Below are 19,086 nucleotides of genomic sequence, written 5' to 3'. Positions count from 1 at the left end.
GCCGCGGCGGGCGGCCCTAGCGTCGCCCGCATGCTCCACGACATCACCGCGGCGAACCGCGCCAGCTGGAACCAGATCCACCACGCCCGCCCCGGCGAGCCCGCGTCCTTCTTCGTCGCGGGTGGCTCCACCCTCACCGAGGAGGAGCTCGCCGCGGCGGGCGATGTTCGTGGCCGCCGGGTTCTGCACCTCGCCTGCTCCTGCGGCGACGAGGTCCTGTCCTGGGCGCAGCTCGGCGCCTCGGTCACCGGCGTCGACATCTCCGAGGTCGCTCTCGCGATGGCGATCGAGAAGTCGACGGCCACCGGGATCCCGGCCGGCTTCATCCGCGCCGACATGCTCGCACTGCCCGAGTCGCTGACCGGCTTCGATCTGATCTACCTCAGTTGGGGCGCCATCTGCTGGGTCCCGGATCTCGACGTCTTCGCCACGTCGGTCGCCGCCCGGCTCGTGGCCGGCGGTTCGGTACTGATCGCCGAGCATCACCCCGTCTGGGAGACGCTGGCCGTCCGCGGACCGAACCAACTCGAGGTCACCGCCAACTACTTCGGCCGCACCAATCCACTGGCCGCGGTCGAGAACTCGAAGCGGCCGACCGGCGCCCGGGACAACCCGGACGCTCCGACCTTCCAGGCCTTCATCTGGCCGCCGAGCGATGTCATCACCGCACTCCTGAAGGCCGGCCTCACCCTCACCAGGTTCTCGGAGGCCCCGGACCCGGAGAGCTATCCCGGCCTCGGTCCGGCAGCTTCCGCCATCCCCGCCACCTACCTGATCCAGGCGACGCGCAATGTTTCACGTGGAACATCGCCCGGAAGTCCGTAGATGACTTTGTCGACAAATCACCTTGCCGAGATTTGGCTGTACTTCGTACTTCGAACTACCTCGCTGAACGCGATCCTAAGCTGTCTCGACCGACTTACATCTCTGTGATTCCTGGCCAACTCGCCGGAGAATTCGGGTGCCTGCTCCGGCGTGTCGGCTTGTCAGGACTCGTTCTGCTTGTTCGGATCCATCAGCGTGACGATCCGCTCCAGATCGTCCAGCGACGCGAACTCGACGGTGATCTTCCCCTTGGTCTTCCCGAGGTCGACCTTCACCCGGGTCTCGAACCGATCGGACAACCGGTCGGCGAGGTCGACCAGTCGCGGGGCGACCGGCTTGTTGCGTCGCCGCGGCGCGGCGGTGTCGTCACCGTTCATGTCGCCGAGCGCCACGATCTCCTCGACCGTACGCACCGACAGTCCCTCGGCAACGATCCGCTGCGCGAGCCGTTCGATCGCGTCCCCGCTCGGCAGGCCGAGCAGCGCCCGCGCGTGACCGGCCGACAGTACGCCGGCAGCAACGCGACGCTGGACCGACGCCGGCAGCTTCAGCAGCCGCAGCGTGTTCGAGATCTGCGGCCGGGACCGGCCGATCCGCGTCGCGAGGACTTCCTGCGTACACCCGAAGTCGTCGAGCATCTGCTGGTACGCCGCCGCCTCTTCCAGCGGGTTCAGCTGGCTCCGGTGCAGGTTCTCCAGCAGCGCGTCGCGCAGCATCGCGTCGTCGGACGTCTCGCGGACGATCGCGGGGATCGTGGTCAGCCCGGCGGCCTGGGTCGCACGCCAGCGGCGCTCACCCATCACCAGCTCGAACTTGTCGTCCTCGAGCTTCCGGACGACGATCGGCTGCAGGAGGCCGATCTCCTTCACCGAGTGGACCAGCTCGTCCATCGCGTCCTCGTCGAAGACCGACCGCGGCTGCTTCGGGTTCGGCGTGATCTTCTCGACGTCGATCTCGGCGAACGACGCGCCGGGGACCGCGGTGAGCTCCGGCTCCGTCGACGCCTCCGGCCTCGCCACCGGGGGTGCGCCCGGGATCGAGTTCGACTTGCTGCCGAGGGTCGTGGTGCCGGCGGCCGGCGAGCTGGGGATCAGCGCACCAAGTCCGCGTCCGAGTCGGGTGTTCATCGCGCTCCCTCGAGTTCGACATCCTGAGCTACTGCTGGACTATCACAACGCCGAACGGGTGCCGCCACGCGTACTCCGGCCCCCGTGTCTCGTTTCACGTGAAACGCTGCCACACAACGCAAGGTCTTCAGGCGTTGTTCCGCATGGCGATCTCGCGCGACGCCTCCAGGTACGACAGCGCGCCGGCCGAGGCCGGGTCGTACGCGAGCACGGTCTGCCCGTGGCTCGGGGCCTCCGAGATCCGCACCGAGCGCGGCACGGCGGTCCGCAGTACGGCGTCCTTGAAGTGGCCGCGTACTTCGGCCGCGACCTCGCCGGCGAGCTTCGTGCGGGCGTCGTACATCGTCAGCAGGATCGTGGATACGTCGAGCCCGGGGTTCAGGTGCGACTTCACCATGTCGATGTGGCGGAGCAGCTGGGACAGCCCCTCGAGCGCGTAGTACTCGCTCTGGATCGGGACCAGCACCTCGCGCGCGGCGGTCAGCGCGTTCACGGTCAGCAGGCCGAGCGACGGCGGGCAGTCGATGAAGACGTAGTCGTACTTCTCCCCCGCGGCCTCGGTTTCGGCCAGGAAGGCTTCGAGCACGCTCTTCAGTCGACTCTCCCGGGCGACCAGGCTGACGAGCTCGATCTCCGCGCCGGCCAGGTCGATCGTCGCAGGGATGACCTGGATACCGGGGTGCTCCGCGCACGGCTGCGTCAGCTTGCTCAGCGGCTCGCCCTCGATGATCGCCTCGTACACGCCCGGCGTACCTTCGGCGTGCTCGATGCCGAGCGCCGTCGACGCGTTGCCCTGCGGGTCCAGGTCGATGACGAGGATCTTCGCGCCGTACAACGCCAGGCCGGCCGCGACGTTCACCGTCGTGGTGGTCTTGCCGACGCCGCCCTTCTGGTTGGCGACGACGAACACTCGGGTCTGGGCGGGCAGCGGGAACTCGCGGCCCATTGTGCGTCCTTCATTCACCAGCAGGGTCCGTTCGGTCGCGGCGGCGATCGGAGTCTCGAGGAGTCGTCGCTGAAGCTCGTCCGTCGTGGCCCGCGCGGCGATCTGTGCGGCAGTCATAGCGCCCATTCCAATAGGTGCGGGACTCGGCCCGAAGAGGATGTCTGTAGGGGTCGGGGCGGGTCTACCCCCAGCTCCGTCCACAGGCTTCTGTGGACGAATTCCCGTGTGCGGGGGCAGTTTCATGCGGTGGTCATCCACAGGCAGTGGAGATCCCGAAAGGTCCGTCTCGGCGTCCACCAGTGGCGCCGACTCGGACCCGGGAACATCATCTCGCATCTCCGACGTTTCACGTGAAACAGCAGGGGTGTCATCAGCAGTTGGTCCGCCAAGACCGGCGGCCGCAGCCGCTTGCAGCCCCGAGGTGTCGATCGGAGGCACCACTGCCGGCCGCTCAGCCGACCGGGAGGCGGTCGCGGCCGGCGGTGAAGCGGCCGCGGTAGACGATGAGGCGGCCGCAGTCGGCGGGGCAGTGGCGGTCGGCGAGGCAGTGGCGGTCGGCGAGGCGGTCGGCGAGGCGGTCGCGGTCGACGAGGCGGTGGCAACCGGAGGCGCCGGTGCCGGCGAGGTGTCCGGAGCGGGTTCCGGAGTCACGACGCGAACGGCGGGGTCCGCATCTGTCGGCCAGCCGATGCCCTGTGATGACCTCGGCTCACCGGTGCTCTTCTCGGGCCATCCGAGGGCACGACTCACCAACCCGCTCACCTCCCGTGTCGTCCGTGCCGGGATCCCCCTGCAGCACGTCCGGCCACAATACTCACCACAGTCGTGGGGAGGGCCAGTTCATCGCCGCCGAGTTGGTGAATATGACAAACCTCTGCACCAAGCTTCATCAATTCGCGTTCTGAGCCGTCCAGTTCCTCCTCTGCGGACGCCCCTTTCATCGCCAGCATCAGCCCACCCTCGACACAGAGCGGCAGACACCAGCGCGCCAGCTTGGCCAGCGGAGCGACCGCCCGCGAAGTGACCACGTCGTACGACGCCGGCGGCAACTCCTCGGCCCGCGCCCGGACGACCCGCGCGTTGCCGAGCTCCAACGCGTCGACGGCCTCCTGGAGGAACGTCGTCCTCCGCAGCAGCGGCTCGACCAGGTCGACCTGAAGATCCGGCCGGACGATCGCGAGCACGATCCCAGGCAGTCCCGCACCGGTGCCGACGTCGGCGACCGACGACTCCTCGGGGATCAGCCGTTCGACGACCGCACAGTTCAACAGGTGCCGGTCCCAGAGCCGCGGCACCTCCCGCGGCCCGATCAGTCCGCGCAACGTGCCTTCGGTGGCCAGTAACTCGGCGTACGCCGAAAGCCGGACCGCCGCCCGTGGGAACAGCTTGTCCACGAGCGGCGGCGTTTCACGTGAAACGTGATCGGTCATGCGGGCGTCACGGCTGCACCACCACGCGGCGGCGCGGCTCCTCGCCCTCGGACTCCGACGTCAGGCCGGCGGCCGCGACGACGTCGTGGACGACCTTGCGCTCGAACGGCGTCATCGGGTCCAGGCGCACCGGCGTACCGGTCGCCTTCGCCTCCTCGACCGCCTTACGGCCGACCTCTTCGAGCTCGGCCTTCCTGTTCGCCCGGTAGTTCGAGACGTCCAGCATCAGCCGCGAACGCTCGCCGGTCTCCCGGTACACAGCCAGCCGGGTCAACTCCTGGAGCGCCTCCAGGACCTTGCCGTTCTCGCCGACCAGGTTATTCAGCTCGGCACCGACGATCGAGACCGCGGCCCGATCGCCGTCGATGTCCATGTCGATGTCGCCGTCGAGGTCGGCGATGTCGAGAAGTTCCTCGAGGTAGTCGGCCGCGATGTCGCTCTCCGCCTCGAGTGCCTTCAGTCGCTCCGACGCGGAGCTCTTCGGGCCGGCGGACTCGTCCGCCGTCTCGGTGTTCTGCATGCCGTCGGTCACGGCCACTCCTTCATAGTGTCAAGATCCGCCCCACGGGGACCCGGGTTCGTCAAAGAACGGGACTGCGGTGCGCTGGGGTCAGCGCGAACCGCCTGAGCGCTTCTGCGCCGCCTTCTTCTGCGCGGCCGACTTCGCCGCGGGCTGGCGCTTGGCTCCCGACCCCTTCTTGGCGGCCGGCTGCTTCTTGGCAGCGCCGGCCTGAGTCTTCTTGGGCGCGTCCTGCTTCGGCGTCGCGTCCTGAACCGCCGGAGCATCCGCCGCCCGGGCGGACGTCTGGCCGTTGCTCGCCGCCGGGCCGCTCTTCCGGTCGCTCCGCGATTGCCGCTTCGGCTGCTGCCGCTGCGCCGGCCGCCGGTCGCTCGTCTCGGTGTCGGTCACCGCACCGGCGGTCCCCGGGACGTTCTCGTCCGCTGGGCGGCCGTGGCGCAGGTTGTGCTCGCGCTTACGGGCCTGCATCGCGTCGTACGCCGCGGTGCCCGGAGCCGGGTTGCGGCGGATCACGTAGAACTGCTGGCCCATCGTCCACAGGTTCGAGATGAACCAGTAGATCAGCACACCGATCGGGAAGTTGAAGCCACCGATCAGGAAGAAGACCGGGAAGACGTACAGCATGATCTTCTGCATCTGGGCGGCCTGGCCCTCGAGGGCCTCCTTCGGCATGTTCTTCCGCATCAGCTGCAGCTGCGTGGTGAACATCGTCGCCGTCATCAGGATGATCAGCACGATCGCGACAACCTTGACGTTGCCGGATCCCGAACCGTTCGCCTTCAGGAAGGTCTGCGAGATCTCCGCACCGAAGATCTTCGCGTGCTGCACCGACTGGACGTACGGCTTCATGATCTCGCTGTGCCACTGGCCCTTGGCCGCGTAGTCGAGCACCCGGAACAGCGCCAGGAAGATCGGCGACTGCAGCAGCAGCGGCAGGCACGAGGAGAACGGGTTCGTCCCGGTCTCCTTGTACAGCTTCATCATTTCCTGACCGAGCTTCTCCCGGTCGTGGCCGTACTTCTTCTGCAGCTCCTTCATCTTCGGCTGCAGCAGCTGCATGTTCCGGCTGGAGCGGATCTGCCGGACGAACAGCGGGATCAGCAAGGTCCGGATGGTGATCGTCAGGCCGACGATCGACAGTGCCCAGGCCCAGCCGCTGTTCGGATCGAGCACCTGGCTGAGGAGCCAGTGCCACCCGACCAGCAGTGCCGATACGGCCCAGTACAGCGGCGTCATGACCGTGTTGAACAGATCTACGATCCCGTCCCACACCGCGAGCCCGGGGATGGCCAGAAGAGTCACTCACACACCTCGCTGCACAGGCCCGGCGTCGGCCGACGATCCGGGCTGGTTGGCGGAGACAGACTCTCCGCGCTGGTCGACATCTTTGGGTGGAACGGGGTCGTAGCCTCCGGGGTTCCACGGGTGGCAGCGGAGAAGTCGCCTCACCGCCAGCCAGCTACCGCGCACCGCACCGTGGCGCTCGACCGCTTCCAGGGCATACGCCGAACAACTCGGGTAGAACCTGCAGACCTGCCCGTACAGCGGGCTGATCAGCAGGCGGTACAGCTTCAGGAAACCGATGATCCCGCTGCGCACGGGATTGAACCGCATCATGATTTCGACAATCGGCGGAACGCACCGTCGACGTCCGCGACGAGCTCGTCGTACGACGCCGCGGCGGCCGACGGCAGCGCGCGGACGACCGTCAGGCTGCCGTCCGGCAACTGCGGGATCCGCGCTGCCAGGACAGCACGCAGACGGCGGTGGACCCGGTTCCGCAGAACCGCGTTGCCCACCGCCTTGTTCACAACGAATCCGACGCGCGGGGGGCCGGTGTGGCCGGCCTCCGATAACACATGCAGGACCACCGCGCGTCGCGCCGCACGCCGACCGGACCGGACGGCGCGACGGAAATCGTCGGACCGGACCAAGCGGTTCGACGCGGGCAACACGAGGTGGTCACCGTCAGACGGGTCGCTCAGGCCGCGAGGCGCTGACGACCCTTGCCACGGCGGGCGGCGATGATGGCGCGACCCGCACGGGTACGCATCCGAAGACGGAAGCCGTGCTTCTTGTGCCGGCGACGGTTGTTCGGCTGGAACGTCCGCTTGCTCACTGGAATGACTCCGGTTACTCGAGATCACAAATTTGTCGACAAATCCACTGATTGGATCTGCCCGGGTGCCTGTCCTGCACACCGTCGGAGAACCAGACGAGGGTCCCGCAGCGAGCGCAGCACGAAAGGGCCGGCTCAACACCGACCGATCCACGGTACGTGGCCTCCTGTGGACAGGTCAAACCAGGTATCCCCAGAGTTTTCCACAGGCTTGTGGACAGTCTAGTGGACAACTGGTTGGTGGACGGCCCGTCACTGTCCGGACCGGGTGGCGACAGAGAGCGATCGCCAACCATGACTACGCTCCGGCGTCTACCCGACACGCCGCAGGTTGCCCCCAATTTCCTGTTCATAGCCTGTGGATGACGGCTTGTAGGTGGCTGGTCAGACTTGTTAGCGTCACTCCCTCACACCAGAAGGCCCACACCCCGCAATCGGTAACCAACCCGTCCCGGCGGTCGTTCACAACTGTGGACAACCGTGTGGACAGAGCGGCAGCACGGTGTCGGGTCGAACGGTCGCGCAACCCGGATTCCTCCGGATCGCGCCGGCCACCGCAGCGATGGATTCGGGGAGCAACGCGTGGTCGAGGACCATTCCGCCAGTGCGGAATTCACACCGGCGGAATTCACGGGAAGCGAGTACCGGACGGACCACCGCGCCACCGGCCGCCAGGATCTGCGGCCCGAGCCCGACGCCGACATCCGCCCCGAACCCGAAGCCAACTTCCGCACCGAACTCCCACCCGCCCCAGAACCCCACCCGCGCCCGGAGCCCGACCTCCGCCTGGAGCCCGCACTCCGCCCAGAACCGGCACCCCGCGTGGAGCCCACATTCAACGCCCAGCCGGCGCCCCACACAGACGCCACACTCGGCTCACACCCAGCACCCCTGACGGAGCCCACGCCAAGCGCGATCCCCACCCCAGGCGCGACACCCCCGCCAGGCGCGGAGCCCGCGGCTGGCGCAGGCCTCGCTGGCGGGGTACTAGCGGCTGGCACGGGGCTCGCGGCTGGCACGGGGCTCGCGGCTGGCACGGGGCTCGCGGCTGGCACGGGGCTCGCGGCTGGCACGGGGCTCGCGGCTGGCACGGGGCTCGCGGCTGGCACGGCGCACGCGGCTAGTGCAGGGCTCGCGGCTGCTGCAACACCCACGGCAGGTGCGGAGCGCGCGGCAGGTGCCGGGCTTGCGGCAGGTGCCGGGCTTGCGGCAGGTGCCGGGCTTGCGGCAGGTGCCGGGCTCGCCGCTGGTGCGACGCCCACGGCAAGTGCGGAGCTCGCGGCAGGTGCGGAGCTCGCGGCAGGTGCGGCGCCCACCGCAAGTGCGGAGCTCGCGGCAGGTGTGACGCCCGCAGCTAGTGCGGAGCTCGCGGCAGGTGTGACGCCCGCGGCAAGTGCGGAGCACGCGGCAGGTACGGGGCACTCAGTTGGTGCGGAGCACCCGGGCGGGGCGGAGGCGGCGGCTGGTGGGCGGTTCGGGGGGCGGGTGGAGCCTGGGGGTGGTGCTGGGGCGGCGTCGCGGGGGGAGTTGCGGCGGCGTACGGACTTTGCGCCGCAGGCGGAGACTTTGCCGATTGCCCTGCCGGAGCCGGCGCCGCGGATGGACCCCGGTGACTACCTGAGCCCGTCGCTCCCGATCCCGATGCCCGAGCCGTCGGCCTTCGGGTATCGTCCCGCGCCGCCGCCGGCGCCGTACGGCTACCGGTCCGAGCTCGAACGTGCGGCCACCGATCTCCCGGCCGGCCCACCCATGCCCACCGCAGGTACGACGTACTTCGGCGCGGCCCCAGCCGTCGGCAACTACCGCCGGCCGGACCCAGGTGCTGCCTGGGGTACGGCGGATTGGGGTACCGGCAGCTCCAACGCAGCTGGCTCGGCACCGAACGAGGGCGAGGCACGTGTGGACAACAACCAGTGGTCACCCGACGACAACCGCCCGCAGCACCCACCCGCTGCCGACCACCCCGGGACCCCCGACCAGGCCGTCCCCAGCCAGTCGCCCTCCGACCACCAGCCGGACCGCCCGACCGAGCCACACCTGCCGCAGCAGCCGCGTGACCAGGTGAACGCCGACCAGCACCAGCAGACCCCCCAAGACCAAGCTCCCATGGAGCCCCAACTCCACCAGCCCGCACCACAAGAGCCTGCCGCGCATCAGACGAGCGCGCACCAGCCGAGCGCGCAGCAGCCGACCTCGCAGCAGCCGACCTCGCAGCAGCCTGCCCTGCAGCAGCCGGTCTCCCAGCAGCCCGCACCTGAGCAGCACTTACTGCACCAGGCCCAGCAGACGCCCGAGCACCAGCAACTCCCACAGCAACAGACGCCCGAGCACCAGCAGGCCCCACACCAGCACGCTTCCGAGCACCAGACCCCGCAGCAACAGGCTTCCGAGCACCAGGCTCCGCAGCAAGCTCCCGAGCACCAGACCGCACAGCCGCAGGCCCCAGAGCAGCACATTCCGCAGCAGCTCCACCAGCCACTGGAACAGCCCGCACACGAGCCCACCGCCTACCAGCAGCCCCAGCACCAGCCCGCGGCTCAACAGCAGCACCAGCAGCCCACGATCCAGCAGGCTCAACAGCAACCCGCGGCTCAACAGCACGCTCAGCAGCAACCGACCACCCAGCAGGCTCAGCAGCACCACCTGCCGGCTCATCAGGACGCCCAGCACTCGACGACGCAGCAGCTCGGTCAGCAGCAGGCCCAGCAGCCGACCGGTCAGCAGCCTGGTCAGCAGCCTGGTCAGCAGCCTGGTCAGCAGCCTGGTCAGCAGCCTGGTCAGCAGCCTGGTCAGCAGCCTGGTCAGCAGCCTGGTCAGCAGCCTGGTCAGCAGCCTGGTCAGCAGCCTGTTATCCAGCAGCATGCTCAGCCGCTGCAACAGCCCGCCGCTCAGCAACCTGTGCAGCAACAGTCGGCTCAGCAGCAGCATCTGCAGCAGCCGGCGATGCAGCAGCCGCGCATCAGCGAGGTAGCCCCGGCTGTTACCGACCTAGGGGAAGCCTGGGCGCGTGTACTCGCGGGCCTGCCGCCGAACCAGCGTGCCTGGCTGACCAACTCGCGCCCCGTCACACTCCACGAGAGCACGGCGATCGTCGCGGTCCCCGACGACTTCACCCGCGGCCAGCTCGAGACCCGCCTGCGCCCGGACCTGGAGCGCATCCTCACCGAGAGCTTCGGCCGCGACATCCGCATCGCCGTCACCGTCGACCCGTCGCTCGACCCCGAGCAGCAGCAGGCTCCCCAACACCAACCACCGCACCAGCAGCCCCAGCAACAGCAACACCCGCTGCAGCCGAACCCCTTGCAACAACCGCCAGCTCCGCAGCAGCAGTATCAGCAGCAGCCGGTCCAACAGCCCGTGCAGCAGCCCCCCGCCGTACGTGAGCCACTCCGCACCGACGGCGCGTACCAGCCAACGATCCAGTCCGCCCTGACCGACCCGGACAACGTCCCGCAGTACAACCAGCCGCCCGCGCAACCGCAGTACGAGCAGCCGGCCCCGCAGAACCCGTTCGGTCAGCCGCTCGGCTCGGTCGCGCCGCCGCCGAACGGGTCCAGCCAGCCGGCCACGGAGGCACAGGGCGAGGCACGCCTGAACCCGAAGTACACCTTCGAGACCTTCGTCATCGGCAGCTCGAACCGGTTCGCGCACGCCGCCGCGGTGGCGGTCGCCGAGGCACCGGGTAAGGCGTACAACCCACAGCTGATCTACGGCGACTCCGGTCTGGGCAAGACGCACCTGCTGCACGCGATCGGCCACTACGTACGCAGCCTCTACACCGGTGCGCGCGTCCGGTACGTCTCCAGCGAAGAGTTCACCAACGACTTCATCAACGCGATCCGCGACGACAAGGCGTCCCAGTTCCAGCGCCGGTACCGCGATGTCGACGTACTGCTGATCGACGACATCCAGTTCCTGGAAGGCAAGATCCAGACCCAGGAAGAGTTCTTCCACACGTTCAACACGCTGCACAACGCGAACAAGCAGATCGTGATCAGCTCCGACCGGGCGCCGAAACGCCTGGAGGCGCTGGAGGACCGGCTGCGGAACCGGTTCGAGTGGGGTCTGATCACCGACATCCAGCCGCCCGACCTGGAGACCCGGATCGCGATCCTCCGGAAGAAGGCGGCGACCGAGCGGCTGACCGCGCCGCCGGAGGTGCTGGAGTTCATCGCGTCGAAGGTGCAGACGAACATCCGGGAGCTCGAGGGCGCGCTGATCCGGGTCACCGCGTTCGCCAGCCTGAACCGGCAGCCGGTCGACCTGAGCCTCGCCGAGATCGTGCTGAAGGACCTGATCCCCGACGGCAGTAAGCCCGAGGTGACGGCCAGCATGATCATGGGCCAGACGGCGTCGTACTTCGGTCTCTCGATCGACGACCTGTGCGGTTCGAGCCGCAGCCGGGTGCTCGTGACCGCCCGGCAGATCGCGATGTACCTGTGCCGCGAGCTGACCGATCTGTCGCTGCCGAAGATCGGCCAGCAGTTCGGCGGCCGCGACCACACGACCGTGATGCATGCCGAGCGGAAGATCCGCCAGCTGATGTCCGAGCGACGCAGTGTTTTCAACCAGGTGACCGAGCTGACGAACCGCATCAAACATCAGGCGAAGCAGCAGTAATCAGGACGCACAGGTTGGGGACGCAGCTGTGGAAAACTGTGGGAAACCTCGGTTGTGGTTGTGGATCGGCTGTGGGGACAGAAATCTTCGTCCACGGCCGTCCTCAACCGAAGCGGGGACTGTCCACACGGCATCCACATGGCAATGTGGGGTCTGACCTGCGAAGTCGCCGCTTTTCCACACTATCCACCGGTGCTAAGAACGCTATGGAATCTATAGATAGCTCGAAGGCCGGAAAACGATCGAGCGGCCCGATCTGGGGAAAACCCCGATCTCGCGCCGGCTTGCGGGACCTGTCAGGCTGTTCCCGAAGGCAGCACGAGCACGACCGGTACGACGCCGACGCGACCCGCCCGAAGCGCCACGTCCGGCCCGAATGGCGCACAGCACACTTGTCCGTGGCAGGATCTGCCTGGCACACAGCCGAAACAGGAGGCACCCAGCGGTGAAGTTTCGCGTCGAGCGCGACGTACTGGCCGAATCGGTGGCCTGGGCCGCGCGCAGCTTGCCCAGTCGCCCCAGCGTCCCGATCCTCGCCGGCCTTCTGGTCGAGGCGGAGGACGGGCAGATCACCCTGTCCGGCTTCGACTACGAGACCTCGGTCCGGGTCACTGTGCCCGCGCAGGTCGCGGACGCCGGCAAGTGCCTGATCTCCGGCCGGCTGGTCGCCGACATCTCCAAGAGTCTTCCGAACCAGCCCGTGGACGTCGCGGTCGACGGCGCGAAGGCACAGGTCACCTGTGGCAGCTCGCGCTTCACCCTCCAGACGCTTCCCACCGAGGAATATCCGGCCCTGCCGGCGCTTCCGGCGGCCAGCGGCACGGTGAAGGCCGACGTCTTCGCCCAGGCCGTCTCACAGGTCGTCACGGCCGCCGGGCGCGAGGACACGCTGCCGGTGCTGACCGGTGTCCGGGTCGAGATCGAGGGCTCCACGATCTCCCTGCTGGCCACCGACCGCTACCGGCTGGCGATCCGCGAGCTCGAGTGGAACCCGGAGTCCCCCGACGCGTCCGCGGCCGCGCTCGTACCGGCCCGGGTGCTGTCCGACACCGCGAAGGCGATGACCGGCTCGGACGTGACCGTCTCGCTGGCCGCTCCCGGCACCGGCGACGGCATCGTCGGCTTCGAGGGCCAGGTGTCCGGCGGCAACCGCCGCGCCACCACCCGGCTGCTGGACGGCGAGTTCCCGAAGGTCCGCGGCATCATCCCGAACGACGCGTCGATCGCGACCCGGGTGCGGATCGACACCGCGACCCTGGTCGAGGCGGTCAAGCGGGTCGCGCTGGTCGCCGAGCGGAACGCCCCGGTCCGGCTGACCTTCGACGAGGACAGCGTGACGCTGGACGCCGGCAGCGGCGACGAGGCGCAGGCGTCGGAGTCGCTGGAGGCGCGTGTGGTCGGCGACCCGGTGACCGTAGGCTTCAATCCGACGTACCTGCTCGACGGCCTCGGTGCGATCGGTACGCCGGTCGCGCACCTGGCCTTCACGCAGGCGACGAAGCCGGCCGAACTGACCGGTGTGCGGGACTTCGACGGCGAACCGATCAGTGAGTTCCGGTACGTGCTGATGCCGGTCCGCCTGAACAGCTGAAAAGCCAACAGAACAAGGGGATTCAGATGGAGCTCGGCCTTGTCGGTCTCGGCAAGATGGGCGGCAACATGCGCCAGCGGATCCGTAACGCGGGGCACACCGTGGTCGGACTCGACAACAACCAGGACATCTCCGACTCCAAGGACCTTGCCGACATGGTCGGCAAGCTGACCGCCACCGACCAGCCGAAGGTGGTCTGGGTGATGGTGCCGGTGCAGGCCATCGACCCGGTCGTCACCGAGCTGGCCGAGCTGCTCTCCCCCGGTGACATCGTGATCGACGGCGGCAACAGCCGCTGGACCGACGACACCCGCCGCGCCGCCCAGTTGGCCGAGAAGGACATCCGCTTCGTCGACTGCGGCGTCTCCGGCGGCGTCTGGGGCCTGGAGAACGGGTACGCGCTGATGTGCGGCGGCGACAAGGCCACCGTCGACGTCGTGATGCCGATCTTCGAGGCGCTGAAGCCCGAGGGCGAGTTCGGCTTCGTGCACGCCGGCAAGGTCGGCGCCGGGCACTTCTCGAAGATGGTCCACAACGGCATCGAGTACGGCATCATGCAGGCGTACGCCGAGGGCTACGAGCTGCTCGAGGCGTCCGACATCGTCGAGAACGTGCCGGAGGCGTTCCAGTCCTGGCGCGAGGGCACCGTGATCCGGTCCTGGCTGCTCGACCTGCTGGTGAACGCGCTCGAGGACGACAACCACCTGGAGAAGATCCGCGGGTACGCCGACGACTCCGGCGAGGGCCGCTGGACCGTCGAGGCCGCGATCGACCTCGCCGTACCGGTGCCGGTGATCGCTTCGTCGCTGTTCGCCCGGTTCGCGTCCCGGCAGGACGACTCGCCGGCGATGAAGGCGATCGCCGCGATGCGGAACCAGTTCGGCGGTCACGCGGTGAAGGGCGCCGAGGCCGCGGACCCGTCGTACGCCACCCCACCCAAGCACTGAGGTGTACGTCACCGCCCTGGGTCTGCTCGACTTCCGGTCCTACCAGCAGGCGGAGGTCCAGCTCGCGCAGGGCGTGACGGCCTTCGTCGGGCCGAACGGCCACGGCAAGACCAACCTGGTCGAGGCGATCCACTACACCGCGACCCTCGGCTCGCACCGGGTGGCGAACGACGCACCGCTGGTGCGGGCCGGCGCCACCCGGGCGATCATCCGTACCGAGGTCCGCAGCCAGTACGACCGGGACGTGGTCGTCGAAATCGAGATCAACCCGGGCAAGGCGAACCGGGCCCGGATCAACCGTTCGCCGGTCCCGCGGCCGCGGGAGGTGCTCGGGCTGTTGCGGACCGTCCTGTTCGCGCCGGAGGACCTGGCCCTGGTGAAGGGCGACCCGTCCGAGCGGCGGCGGTTCCTCGACGAGCTGCTGACTCTGCGTGCGCCGCGGATGGCCGGCGTACGGCAGGACTACGAACGGGTGCTCAAGCAACGGAACTCGTTGCTCCGGAGCGCCTCGCAGGCCCGCCGGCAGAACCGTTCGAGTGCCGCCGAGGGCCAGTTGCGCACGCTCGAGGTCTGGGACTCGAACCTCGCCCGGACCGGCGCCGAGCTGCTCGCGACCCGGCTGGAGCTGCTGGAAGCCCTGCGCCCGTTGGTCTCCAGCGCGTACGACGCCGTTGCCCGCGGCAAGGGTGATGCGCGGCTGGAGTACAAGTCATCGGTGGTCCTCGAGCCCGGGGTGGCGTCCCGCGAACAGCTCGAGGAGGTACTGCTCGCGGCTGTCCGGGAGAAGCGCCAGGACGAGCTGGACCGCGGGGTGTCGCTGGTCGGCCCGCACCGTGACGACGTCGTACTCGGGCTCGGCGACTTGCCTGCGAAGGGGTACGCGAGTCACGGTGAGTCCTGGTCGTTCGCGCTCGCGCTGCGGCTGGCGTCGTACGAACTGCTGCGCGCGGACGGAGGTGAACCGGTGCTGATCCTCGACGACGTGTTCGCCGAGTTGGACTCGCAGCGCCGGGACCGGCTCGCCGAGCTGGTCGCCCCGGCCGAGCAGGTGCTGGTGACCGCGGCGGTCGGCGCTGACGTGCCCGCTGAGCTCAGCGGAGCGCGCTTCGAGGTGGGTGAGGGGGCCGTTCGGCGTGGCTGAACCCCCGGATTCCTCCGACAACGTCCCCGAGACGGACGAAGAGCACGACAAGCAGGGCCTGGATCTGGCCAAGTCGCTCGCCGGCCGCCTCAAGCAACAGGCGGCCAAGGGCGGCTTCAAGCCGGTCAAACGCCGCCGCCGGCCCCGGATCGACGGCGCCCAGATCAGCAGCGCCCGCCCCGACGACCGCGACCCGCAGAAACTGACCAACACCCTAGGCCGCCTGATGCGTGACCAGGGCTGGGAGGTCGACGTCGCCGTCCACGGCGTGATGGCCCGCTGGCAGACCATCGTCGGTCCCGAAATGGCCGAACACTGCACCCCGGAGTCGTACGACGACACCGTGCTCACCGTCCGTACGTCGTCCACCGCCTGGAAGGTCCAACTCGACCTCCTGGTCCCCCAACTCCTCTTCCGCCTGAACGCCGAACTGGGCGAAGGCACGGTCACCCAGGTCAAGGTCCTGGGCCCCAACACCTACACCTGGCGCAAAGGCACCCGCACAGTCCGCGGCGGCCGCGGCCCCCGGGACACCTACGGATAACGGCCTGGGTTGCTGGGAGGACCCACGCCTCCCCTAGGATCAGGCGCGATGCGCACGCTCGTCGACGGCTTTCGCGAGATGGTCCACCTGATCGGGGATACGTTCCGGCTCTGGTGGAAGAACCTGCTGCCCATGACCACTTGGTGGGCGGCAGGGTTCCTCGGGTTCACGCTCTGCTCGCAGGGTGCGATCTGGCTGGCCAAGCACACGCACTCGAGTCTCGGTACCGGCCTGTTCGCGGTCGGTGTGCTGCTGCAGATCACGGCGACGGTCGGCATGATCCGGACCTGTGCCATGTCGCTGTACCGCTGGCGGGACGCGGCGAGCAGTGAGGCCGAGGAGACCGCCGACCCGACGCAGCGCGGCCTGCTCGAGCTGCTGGCTGTCACGCTGCTGCCGCTCGTGGCGGTGTGGTCGGCCTGGGGCTTCTTCGACAAGCAGGTCAGCCAGCTGAGCGCGACCGATCTGGTCCAGAACGGCCTGCAGCAGGGCGGTGGATTCTTCAAGGTAGGAATTCACAGCTGGCACAACTACCTGCCGGCGCTCATCATCCTGCTGGTGCTCCGCCGGGTGCTGCAGTCCGTCGACGACCGGTGGCCGAGCCGTCCGGTCAAGTTCGCCCAGGTCTGGGCCGAGTCCTTCTTCGTGCTGCTCACGGTTGTGATCACGCCGTTCGCGATCTCCGAGGGCAAGGAATGGTTCAAGGACCGGAGCTTCTGGTACTGGTCGCTGGACTGGTGGGACGGCCTGAAGGGCTTCTTCGACAAGATTCATATCCCGATCCCGGCCGGTATCGAGTTCCTCTGGGGCTTCTTCTGGGACTCGCTGTGGCCGCTGTTCAAGGATGGCATCGCCGAGCCGCTGACCTGGCTGGCGATCACCACCGTGGTGTTCGGCCACCGCGTGTTGTCGAGTGGCGGCGTCTTCCGGGGCACGCGCATCGAACGCCGGCTCGGAGCGCAGGGAGCGCAGGAGGAAGAGCCGCAGCGCGGCCGGCTGGTGAGCCTGACCTACAAGGCACCGGACCTGGTACTCGGCGGTCTGCGGGAGAAGTTCTACCCGGCGATCAACGCGTTCCGGCTGCTCGTCCGGGTCGGACCCGTCTTCCTCGGCGTCGTCTGCCTGGTGTACACGCTCTGGTGGCTCGCAGACGACTGGGCGTTCGTCGTACTGGAGCGACTGATCGGCATCCACGGGTCGAACTGGGGCCTGATGGACATGGAGATCGCCAGCATGATCGAGGGCCTGATCTTCGAGCCGCTCCGGATCGCCCTGCTGGCGGCCGCCTTCGACCTGTGCATCTCGGTCGGCACCGAACGTCGCGTCGAGGCGAAGGCCATCGCCGACGCCAAGGCACCGCAGGCGGCGCAACCTGTGACCGCCGGCGCCTGACCGTTCCGGTCCTGATCAGGGCGTGATCAGGACCCGCTTGTGCAGGTAGAAGTCCTCGGTCGTGATGCCGACCAGGTCCGGCACGACGTTCTTCGGCACGACGTAGATCTTCGCGATCTTGGCCGGCTTGTCCATCGTGAACGGGTGGTCGTTGTCACCGCAGTACGTCGGCAACGGGTAGCCGTACGCCTGCTCGTCGTCCCACGTGTTGCCCTTGGTGTCCCGCAGTACGGCGTCGCAGGTGAAGCTGTGGTCCTTGAGGTAGAGGCCAGGCTTCGGCGTCACCGTGATGGTGGCCAGCACGATCACGGTACCGGCCGGGCCGTCGAGCTCGATCGGCTCGCCGTCCCCGTTCAGGATCTTCGTGTAGACCTTCATCGAGTCGAGCTTCCACTCGACGTTCGCGACGGTCACCGGACCTTGACTCACGACCTGGTCGATGCGGCCTTCCTTGTAGGCGTCCTCGTCGTCGCTGAGGTACGGGTGCAGCATGGCGAACGCGCCGACGGCCAGGAGAGCGACCAGCACCAGGACCTGCGCGACCAGCCGGGTCGCCCGGCTCCCCAGGTTCACGAGGCCACCCGGGTGACGGCGTCGTTCACGACGTACTGCTCCTCCGCGGTGTCGACCATCTGCTGTGCGATGGCCTCGGTCGGGACCCCGAGGTCGACCCGGATCTCGCTGCTGTTCACGTTGAAGAACAGGCTCGGCTTCAGCCGGAGCGTGAGGTCCTTCAGATCGGCCGGGTTGGCCTCGAACACGATCGCTCCGGTTCGTGCGAAGCCGGCGTCCGGGAAGTTGATCCCGCTGTTGGACGGGTCGCTGACCTCCGCGTAGACACTGCCGCCGGCGGTGGTGAGGGTCGGGGTGAAGGTGTCAGGCTTGACGACGCCGCGGACCGCGTCCCACTCGACCGCGACGAAGACGCCGTTCGTCTCGATCGGCTTGTCGTCGTCACTTGCCTTGGCGCTGATGATCTTCTGCGCGAACTTGATCCGGGTCACCTTGAACATCGTCCCGGTACCGGCGAACTCGAGCGACTGACCGATCTGGCCGCGGACGATCGCAAGGTTCGGGGTGTCGTGGTACACGTTGTCCGAGCCGGCCAGGCGGATGATTCCGCCGAGCAGGACGAACACCAGGCCGACCAGGATGGTCGCGGGGCGGTACAGCTTCATTTGGCTTTCCCGTCGTCGATGACAACGGTCGGCTTCAGCCGCACGACCGCGGCTGGGTCCTCGTTGTGCCAGTACGGCTTCGGGTCCGCGCCGAGCGCGGAGTTGTCACCCTCGTAGTGCTCCTGCAGTACGCCGATCTCGACGACCTCGGCGTTGAAGTTCGGGCCGACTTCGAACTTGGTGCTGCAGTCCTCGGGCGGCAGCCCGTAGACGAGCACCCAGTTCAGGTTGTCGCCCTTGCACGAGTCGCCGTTGGACTCGACGAGGTCCGCGCCGCCTCCGGGCACGAGCCTCAGCAACTCGCCCGTGATCGAGTCGCTCTTCTGTTCTTCGGAGTCGATGTTCTTGGCGGTGAAGTAGACCTTCAGGCTGGCCTCGGCCTTGCTGTACTCGGTTTTGGGCTTGCGGACGATCTCCGCCTTGGTGAACGTGTACTCGAAGCGGCCGGCGGTGACTGTGGCCGGGGCGTCGAGGGTGGGGACCGTGCGGCCCTTCTTCTCTTTCCAGCCGCCGGTCGCCAGGATCACCAGGATCGCCACGATGAGCAGGGCGATCACCAGCAGCCAGACTCGGCGGTGCCGGTGAATCACCCGGTCGGCGATCATCGCGTCGATGACCTCGTCGAGACTCTCCACGGCTGCGATCCTAAGGGGCGGTGGGTGCGCGCCGGTCAACTGTCGTCCACCCCGTCCTCCACCGCCGCTCA

The 19,086-nt window shown here is 68.3% G+C and carries 19 protein-coding genes and 1 pseudogene; 7 read left to right on the top strand and 13 right to left on the bottom strand.

Features of this window, described 5'->3' with window-relative positions:
- Positions 1–30 precede the first annotated feature (30 nt).
- Positions 31–825 carry a class I SAM-dependent methyltransferase gene (locus ACQHIV_RS30580; RefSeq protein WP_427887317.1) on the top strand — a complete coding sequence of 265 codons (795 nt, stop codon included), beginning with the start codon at positions 31–33 and terminating at the stop codon, positions 823–825.
- Between the two features lie 161 nt (positions 826–986).
- On the opposite strand, the gene ACQHIV_RS30575 is transcribed toward ACQHIV_RS30580, so the two are convergent.
- The 10 genes and pseudogenes from ACQHIV_RS30575 to ACQHIV_RS30530 form a co-directional block, all read right to left on the bottom strand.
- Positions 987–1,952, bottom strand: coding sequence for a ParB/RepB/Spo0J family partition protein (locus ACQHIV_RS30575; RefSeq protein ID WP_427887316.1), 966 nt, complete (start codon positions 1,950–1,952; stop codon positions 987–989).
- Between the two features lie 127 nt (positions 1,953–2,079).
- A complete protein-coding gene (locus ACQHIV_RS30570; protein WP_427887315.1) occupies positions 2,080–3,015 on the bottom strand; it encodes a ParA family protein in 936 nt (311 codons plus the stop codon).
- A 641-nt stretch (positions 3,016–3,656) separates the two neighbouring features.
- Positions 3,657–4,328, bottom strand: coding sequence for a 16S rRNA (guanine(527)-N(7))-methyltransferase RsmG (gene rsmG, locus ACQHIV_RS30565; protein WP_427887314.1), 672 nt, complete (start codon positions 4,326–4,328; stop codon positions 3,657–3,659).
- Positions 4,329–4,335: 7 nt separating this feature from the next.
- Positions 4,336–4,860, bottom strand: coding sequence for a protein jag (locus ACQHIV_RS30560; protein ID WP_427887313.1), 525 nt, complete (start codon positions 4,858–4,860; stop codon positions 4,336–4,338).
- A 300-nt stretch (positions 4,861–5,160) separates the two neighbouring features.
- Positions 5,161–6,141: pseudogene (yidC, locus tag ACQHIV_RS30555) on the bottom strand (membrane protein insertase YidC); the annotation flags it as partial.
- Between the two features lie 9 nt (positions 6,142–6,150).
- Positions 6,151–6,465 carry a membrane protein insertion efficiency factor YidD gene (gene yidD / locus ACQHIV_RS30550; protein ID WP_427887312.1) on the bottom strand — a complete coding sequence of 105 codons (315 nt, stop codon included), beginning with the start codon at positions 6,463–6,465 and terminating at the stop codon, positions 6,151–6,153.
- On the bottom strand, positions 6,462–6,803 hold the full coding sequence (rnpA, locus tag ACQHIV_RS30545; RefSeq protein ID WP_427887311.1) for a ribonuclease P protein component: 342 nt from the start codon (positions 6,801–6,803) through the stop codon (positions 6,462–6,464). The genes yidD and rnpA overlap by 4 nt, the downstream gene beginning before the upstream one ends.
- A gap of 26 nt (positions 6,804–6,829) precedes the next feature.
- Positions 6,830–6,967 carry a 50S ribosomal protein L34 gene (rpmH, locus tag ACQHIV_RS30540; RefSeq protein WP_130386492.1) on the bottom strand — a complete coding sequence of 46 codons (138 nt, stop codon included), beginning with the start codon at positions 6,965–6,967 and terminating at the stop codon, positions 6,830–6,832.
- 1,917 nt (positions 6,968–8,884) lie between these two features.
- Positions 8,885–9,061 carry a hypothetical protein gene (locus ACQHIV_RS30535; RefSeq protein ID WP_427887310.1) on the bottom strand — a complete coding sequence of 59 codons (177 nt, stop codon included), beginning with the start codon at positions 9,059–9,061 and terminating at the stop codon, positions 8,885–8,887.
- 171 nt (positions 9,062–9,232) lie between these two features.
- Positions 9,233–9,895, bottom strand: a complete 663-nt coding sequence (locus tag ACQHIV_RS30530; RefSeq protein WP_427887309.1) for a hypothetical protein — start codon at positions 9,893–9,895, stop codon at positions 9,233–9,235.
- Positions 9,896–10,012: 117 nt separating this feature from the next.
- Here ACQHIV_RS30530 and dnaA point away from each other — a divergent pair, with 117 nt between their 5' ends.
- From dnaA to ACQHIV_RS30500, 6 genes are all read left to right on the top strand, one after another.
- Positions 10,013–11,587 (top strand): chromosomal replication initiator protein DnaA, encoded by a 1,575-nt coding sequence (dnaA, locus tag ACQHIV_RS30525; protein ID WP_427896596.1) that lies wholly within the window; start codon positions 10,013–10,015, stop codon positions 11,585–11,587.
- A gap of 445 nt (positions 11,588–12,032) precedes the next feature.
- On the top strand, positions 12,033–13,178 hold the full coding sequence (dnaN, locus tag ACQHIV_RS30520) for a DNA polymerase III subunit beta (protein ID WP_427887308.1): 1,146 nt from the start codon (positions 12,033–12,035) through the stop codon (positions 13,176–13,178).
- Positions 13,179–13,204: 26 nt separating this feature from the next.
- Entirely contained in the window at positions 13,205–14,125 is a 921-nt protein-coding gene (gene gnd / locus ACQHIV_RS30515; RefSeq protein ID WP_427887307.1) for a phosphogluconate dehydrogenase (NAD(+)-dependent, decarboxylating), read from the top strand.
- Position 14,126: 1 nt separating this feature from the next.
- A complete protein-coding gene (recF, locus tag ACQHIV_RS30510; protein ID WP_427887306.1) occupies positions 14,127–15,266 on the top strand; it encodes a DNA replication/repair protein RecF in 1,140 nt (379 codons plus the stop codon).
- A complete protein-coding gene (locus ACQHIV_RS30505) occupies positions 15,259–15,810 on the top strand; it encodes a DUF721 domain-containing protein (RefSeq protein WP_427887305.1) in 552 nt (183 codons plus the stop codon). Before recF ends, ACQHIV_RS30505 begins: the two co-directional genes overlap by 8 nt.
- Positions 15,811–15,858: 48 nt before the next feature.
- Positions 15,859–17,202: a hypothetical protein gene (locus tag ACQHIV_RS30500; RefSeq protein WP_427887304.1), complete on the top strand. Its 1,344-nt coding sequence runs from the start codon at positions 15,859–15,861 to the stop codon at positions 17,200–17,202.
- Positions 17,203–17,217: 15 nt separating this feature from the next.
- On the opposite strand, the gene ACQHIV_RS30495 is transcribed toward ACQHIV_RS30500, so the two are convergent.
- Genes ACQHIV_RS30495 through ACQHIV_RS30485 form a run of 3 tightly spaced genes read right to left on the bottom strand, consistent with a single transcriptional unit; the run spans position 17,218 to position 19,015 of the window.
- Positions 17,218–17,775 (bottom strand): hypothetical protein, encoded by a 558-nt coding sequence (locus ACQHIV_RS30495; RefSeq protein ID WP_427887303.1) that lies wholly within the window; start codon positions 17,773–17,775, stop codon positions 17,218–17,220.
- Positions 17,772–18,380, bottom strand: a complete 609-nt coding sequence (locus ACQHIV_RS30490; RefSeq protein ID WP_427887302.1) for a hypothetical protein — start codon at positions 18,378–18,380, stop codon at positions 17,772–17,774. Before ACQHIV_RS30490 ends, ACQHIV_RS30495 begins: the two co-directional genes overlap by 4 nt.
- Positions 18,377–19,015, bottom strand: coding sequence for a hypothetical protein (locus tag ACQHIV_RS30485; RefSeq protein WP_427887301.1), 639 nt, complete (start codon positions 19,013–19,015; stop codon positions 18,377–18,379). Before ACQHIV_RS30485 ends, ACQHIV_RS30490 begins: the two co-directional genes overlap by 4 nt.
- Positions 19,016–19,086 lie beyond the last annotated feature (71 nt).

Source organism: Kribbella polygonati, from assembly GCF_050320105.1.
GTDB lineage: Bacteria > Actinomycetota > Actinomycetes > Propionibacteriales > Kribbellaceae > Kribbella.
Note: the sequence above shows the minus strand (reverse complement) of the source record. Positions and strands in the feature narration are given on the sequence as shown.

What these genes read in the sequence shown, in the direction of transcription:
- ACQHIV_RS30580 (WP_427887317.1), top strand. Translation starts at nt 31, where the DNA reads ATGCTCCACGACATCACCGCGGCGAACCGCGCCAGCTGGAACCAGATC.
- ACQHIV_RS30575 (WP_427887316.1), bottom strand. Translation starts at nt 1,952, where the DNA reads ATGAACACCCGACTCGGACGCGGACTTGGTGCGCTGATCCCCAGCTCG.
- ACQHIV_RS30570 (WP_427887315.1), bottom strand. Translation starts at nt 3,015, where the DNA reads ATGACTGCCGCACAGATCGCCGCGCGGGCCACGACGGACGAGCTTCAG.
- rsmG (WP_427887314.1), bottom strand. Translation starts at nt 4,328, where the DNA reads ATGACCGATCACGTTTCACGTGAAACGCCGCCGCTCGTGGACAAGCTG.
- yidD (WP_427887312.1), bottom strand. Translation starts at nt 6,465, where the DNA reads ATGATGCGGTTCAATCCCGTGCGCAGCGGGATCATCGGTTTCCTGAAG.
- ACQHIV_RS30530 (WP_427887309.1), bottom strand. Translation starts at nt 9,895, where the DNA reads ATGCTGCTGCTGAGCCGACTGTTGCTGCACAGGTTGCTGAGCGGCGGG.
- gnd (WP_427887307.1), top strand. Translation starts at nt 13,205, where the DNA reads ATGGAGCTCGGCCTTGTCGGTCTCGGCAAGATGGGCGGCAACATGCGC.
- ACQHIV_RS30500 (WP_427887304.1), top strand. Translation starts at nt 15,859, where the DNA reads ATGCGCACGCTCGTCGACGGCTTTCGCGAGATGGTCCACCTGATCGGG.
- ACQHIV_RS30490 (WP_427887302.1), bottom strand. Translation starts at nt 18,380, where the DNA reads ATGAAGCTGTACCGCCCCGCGACCATCCTGGTCGGCCTGGTGTTCGTC.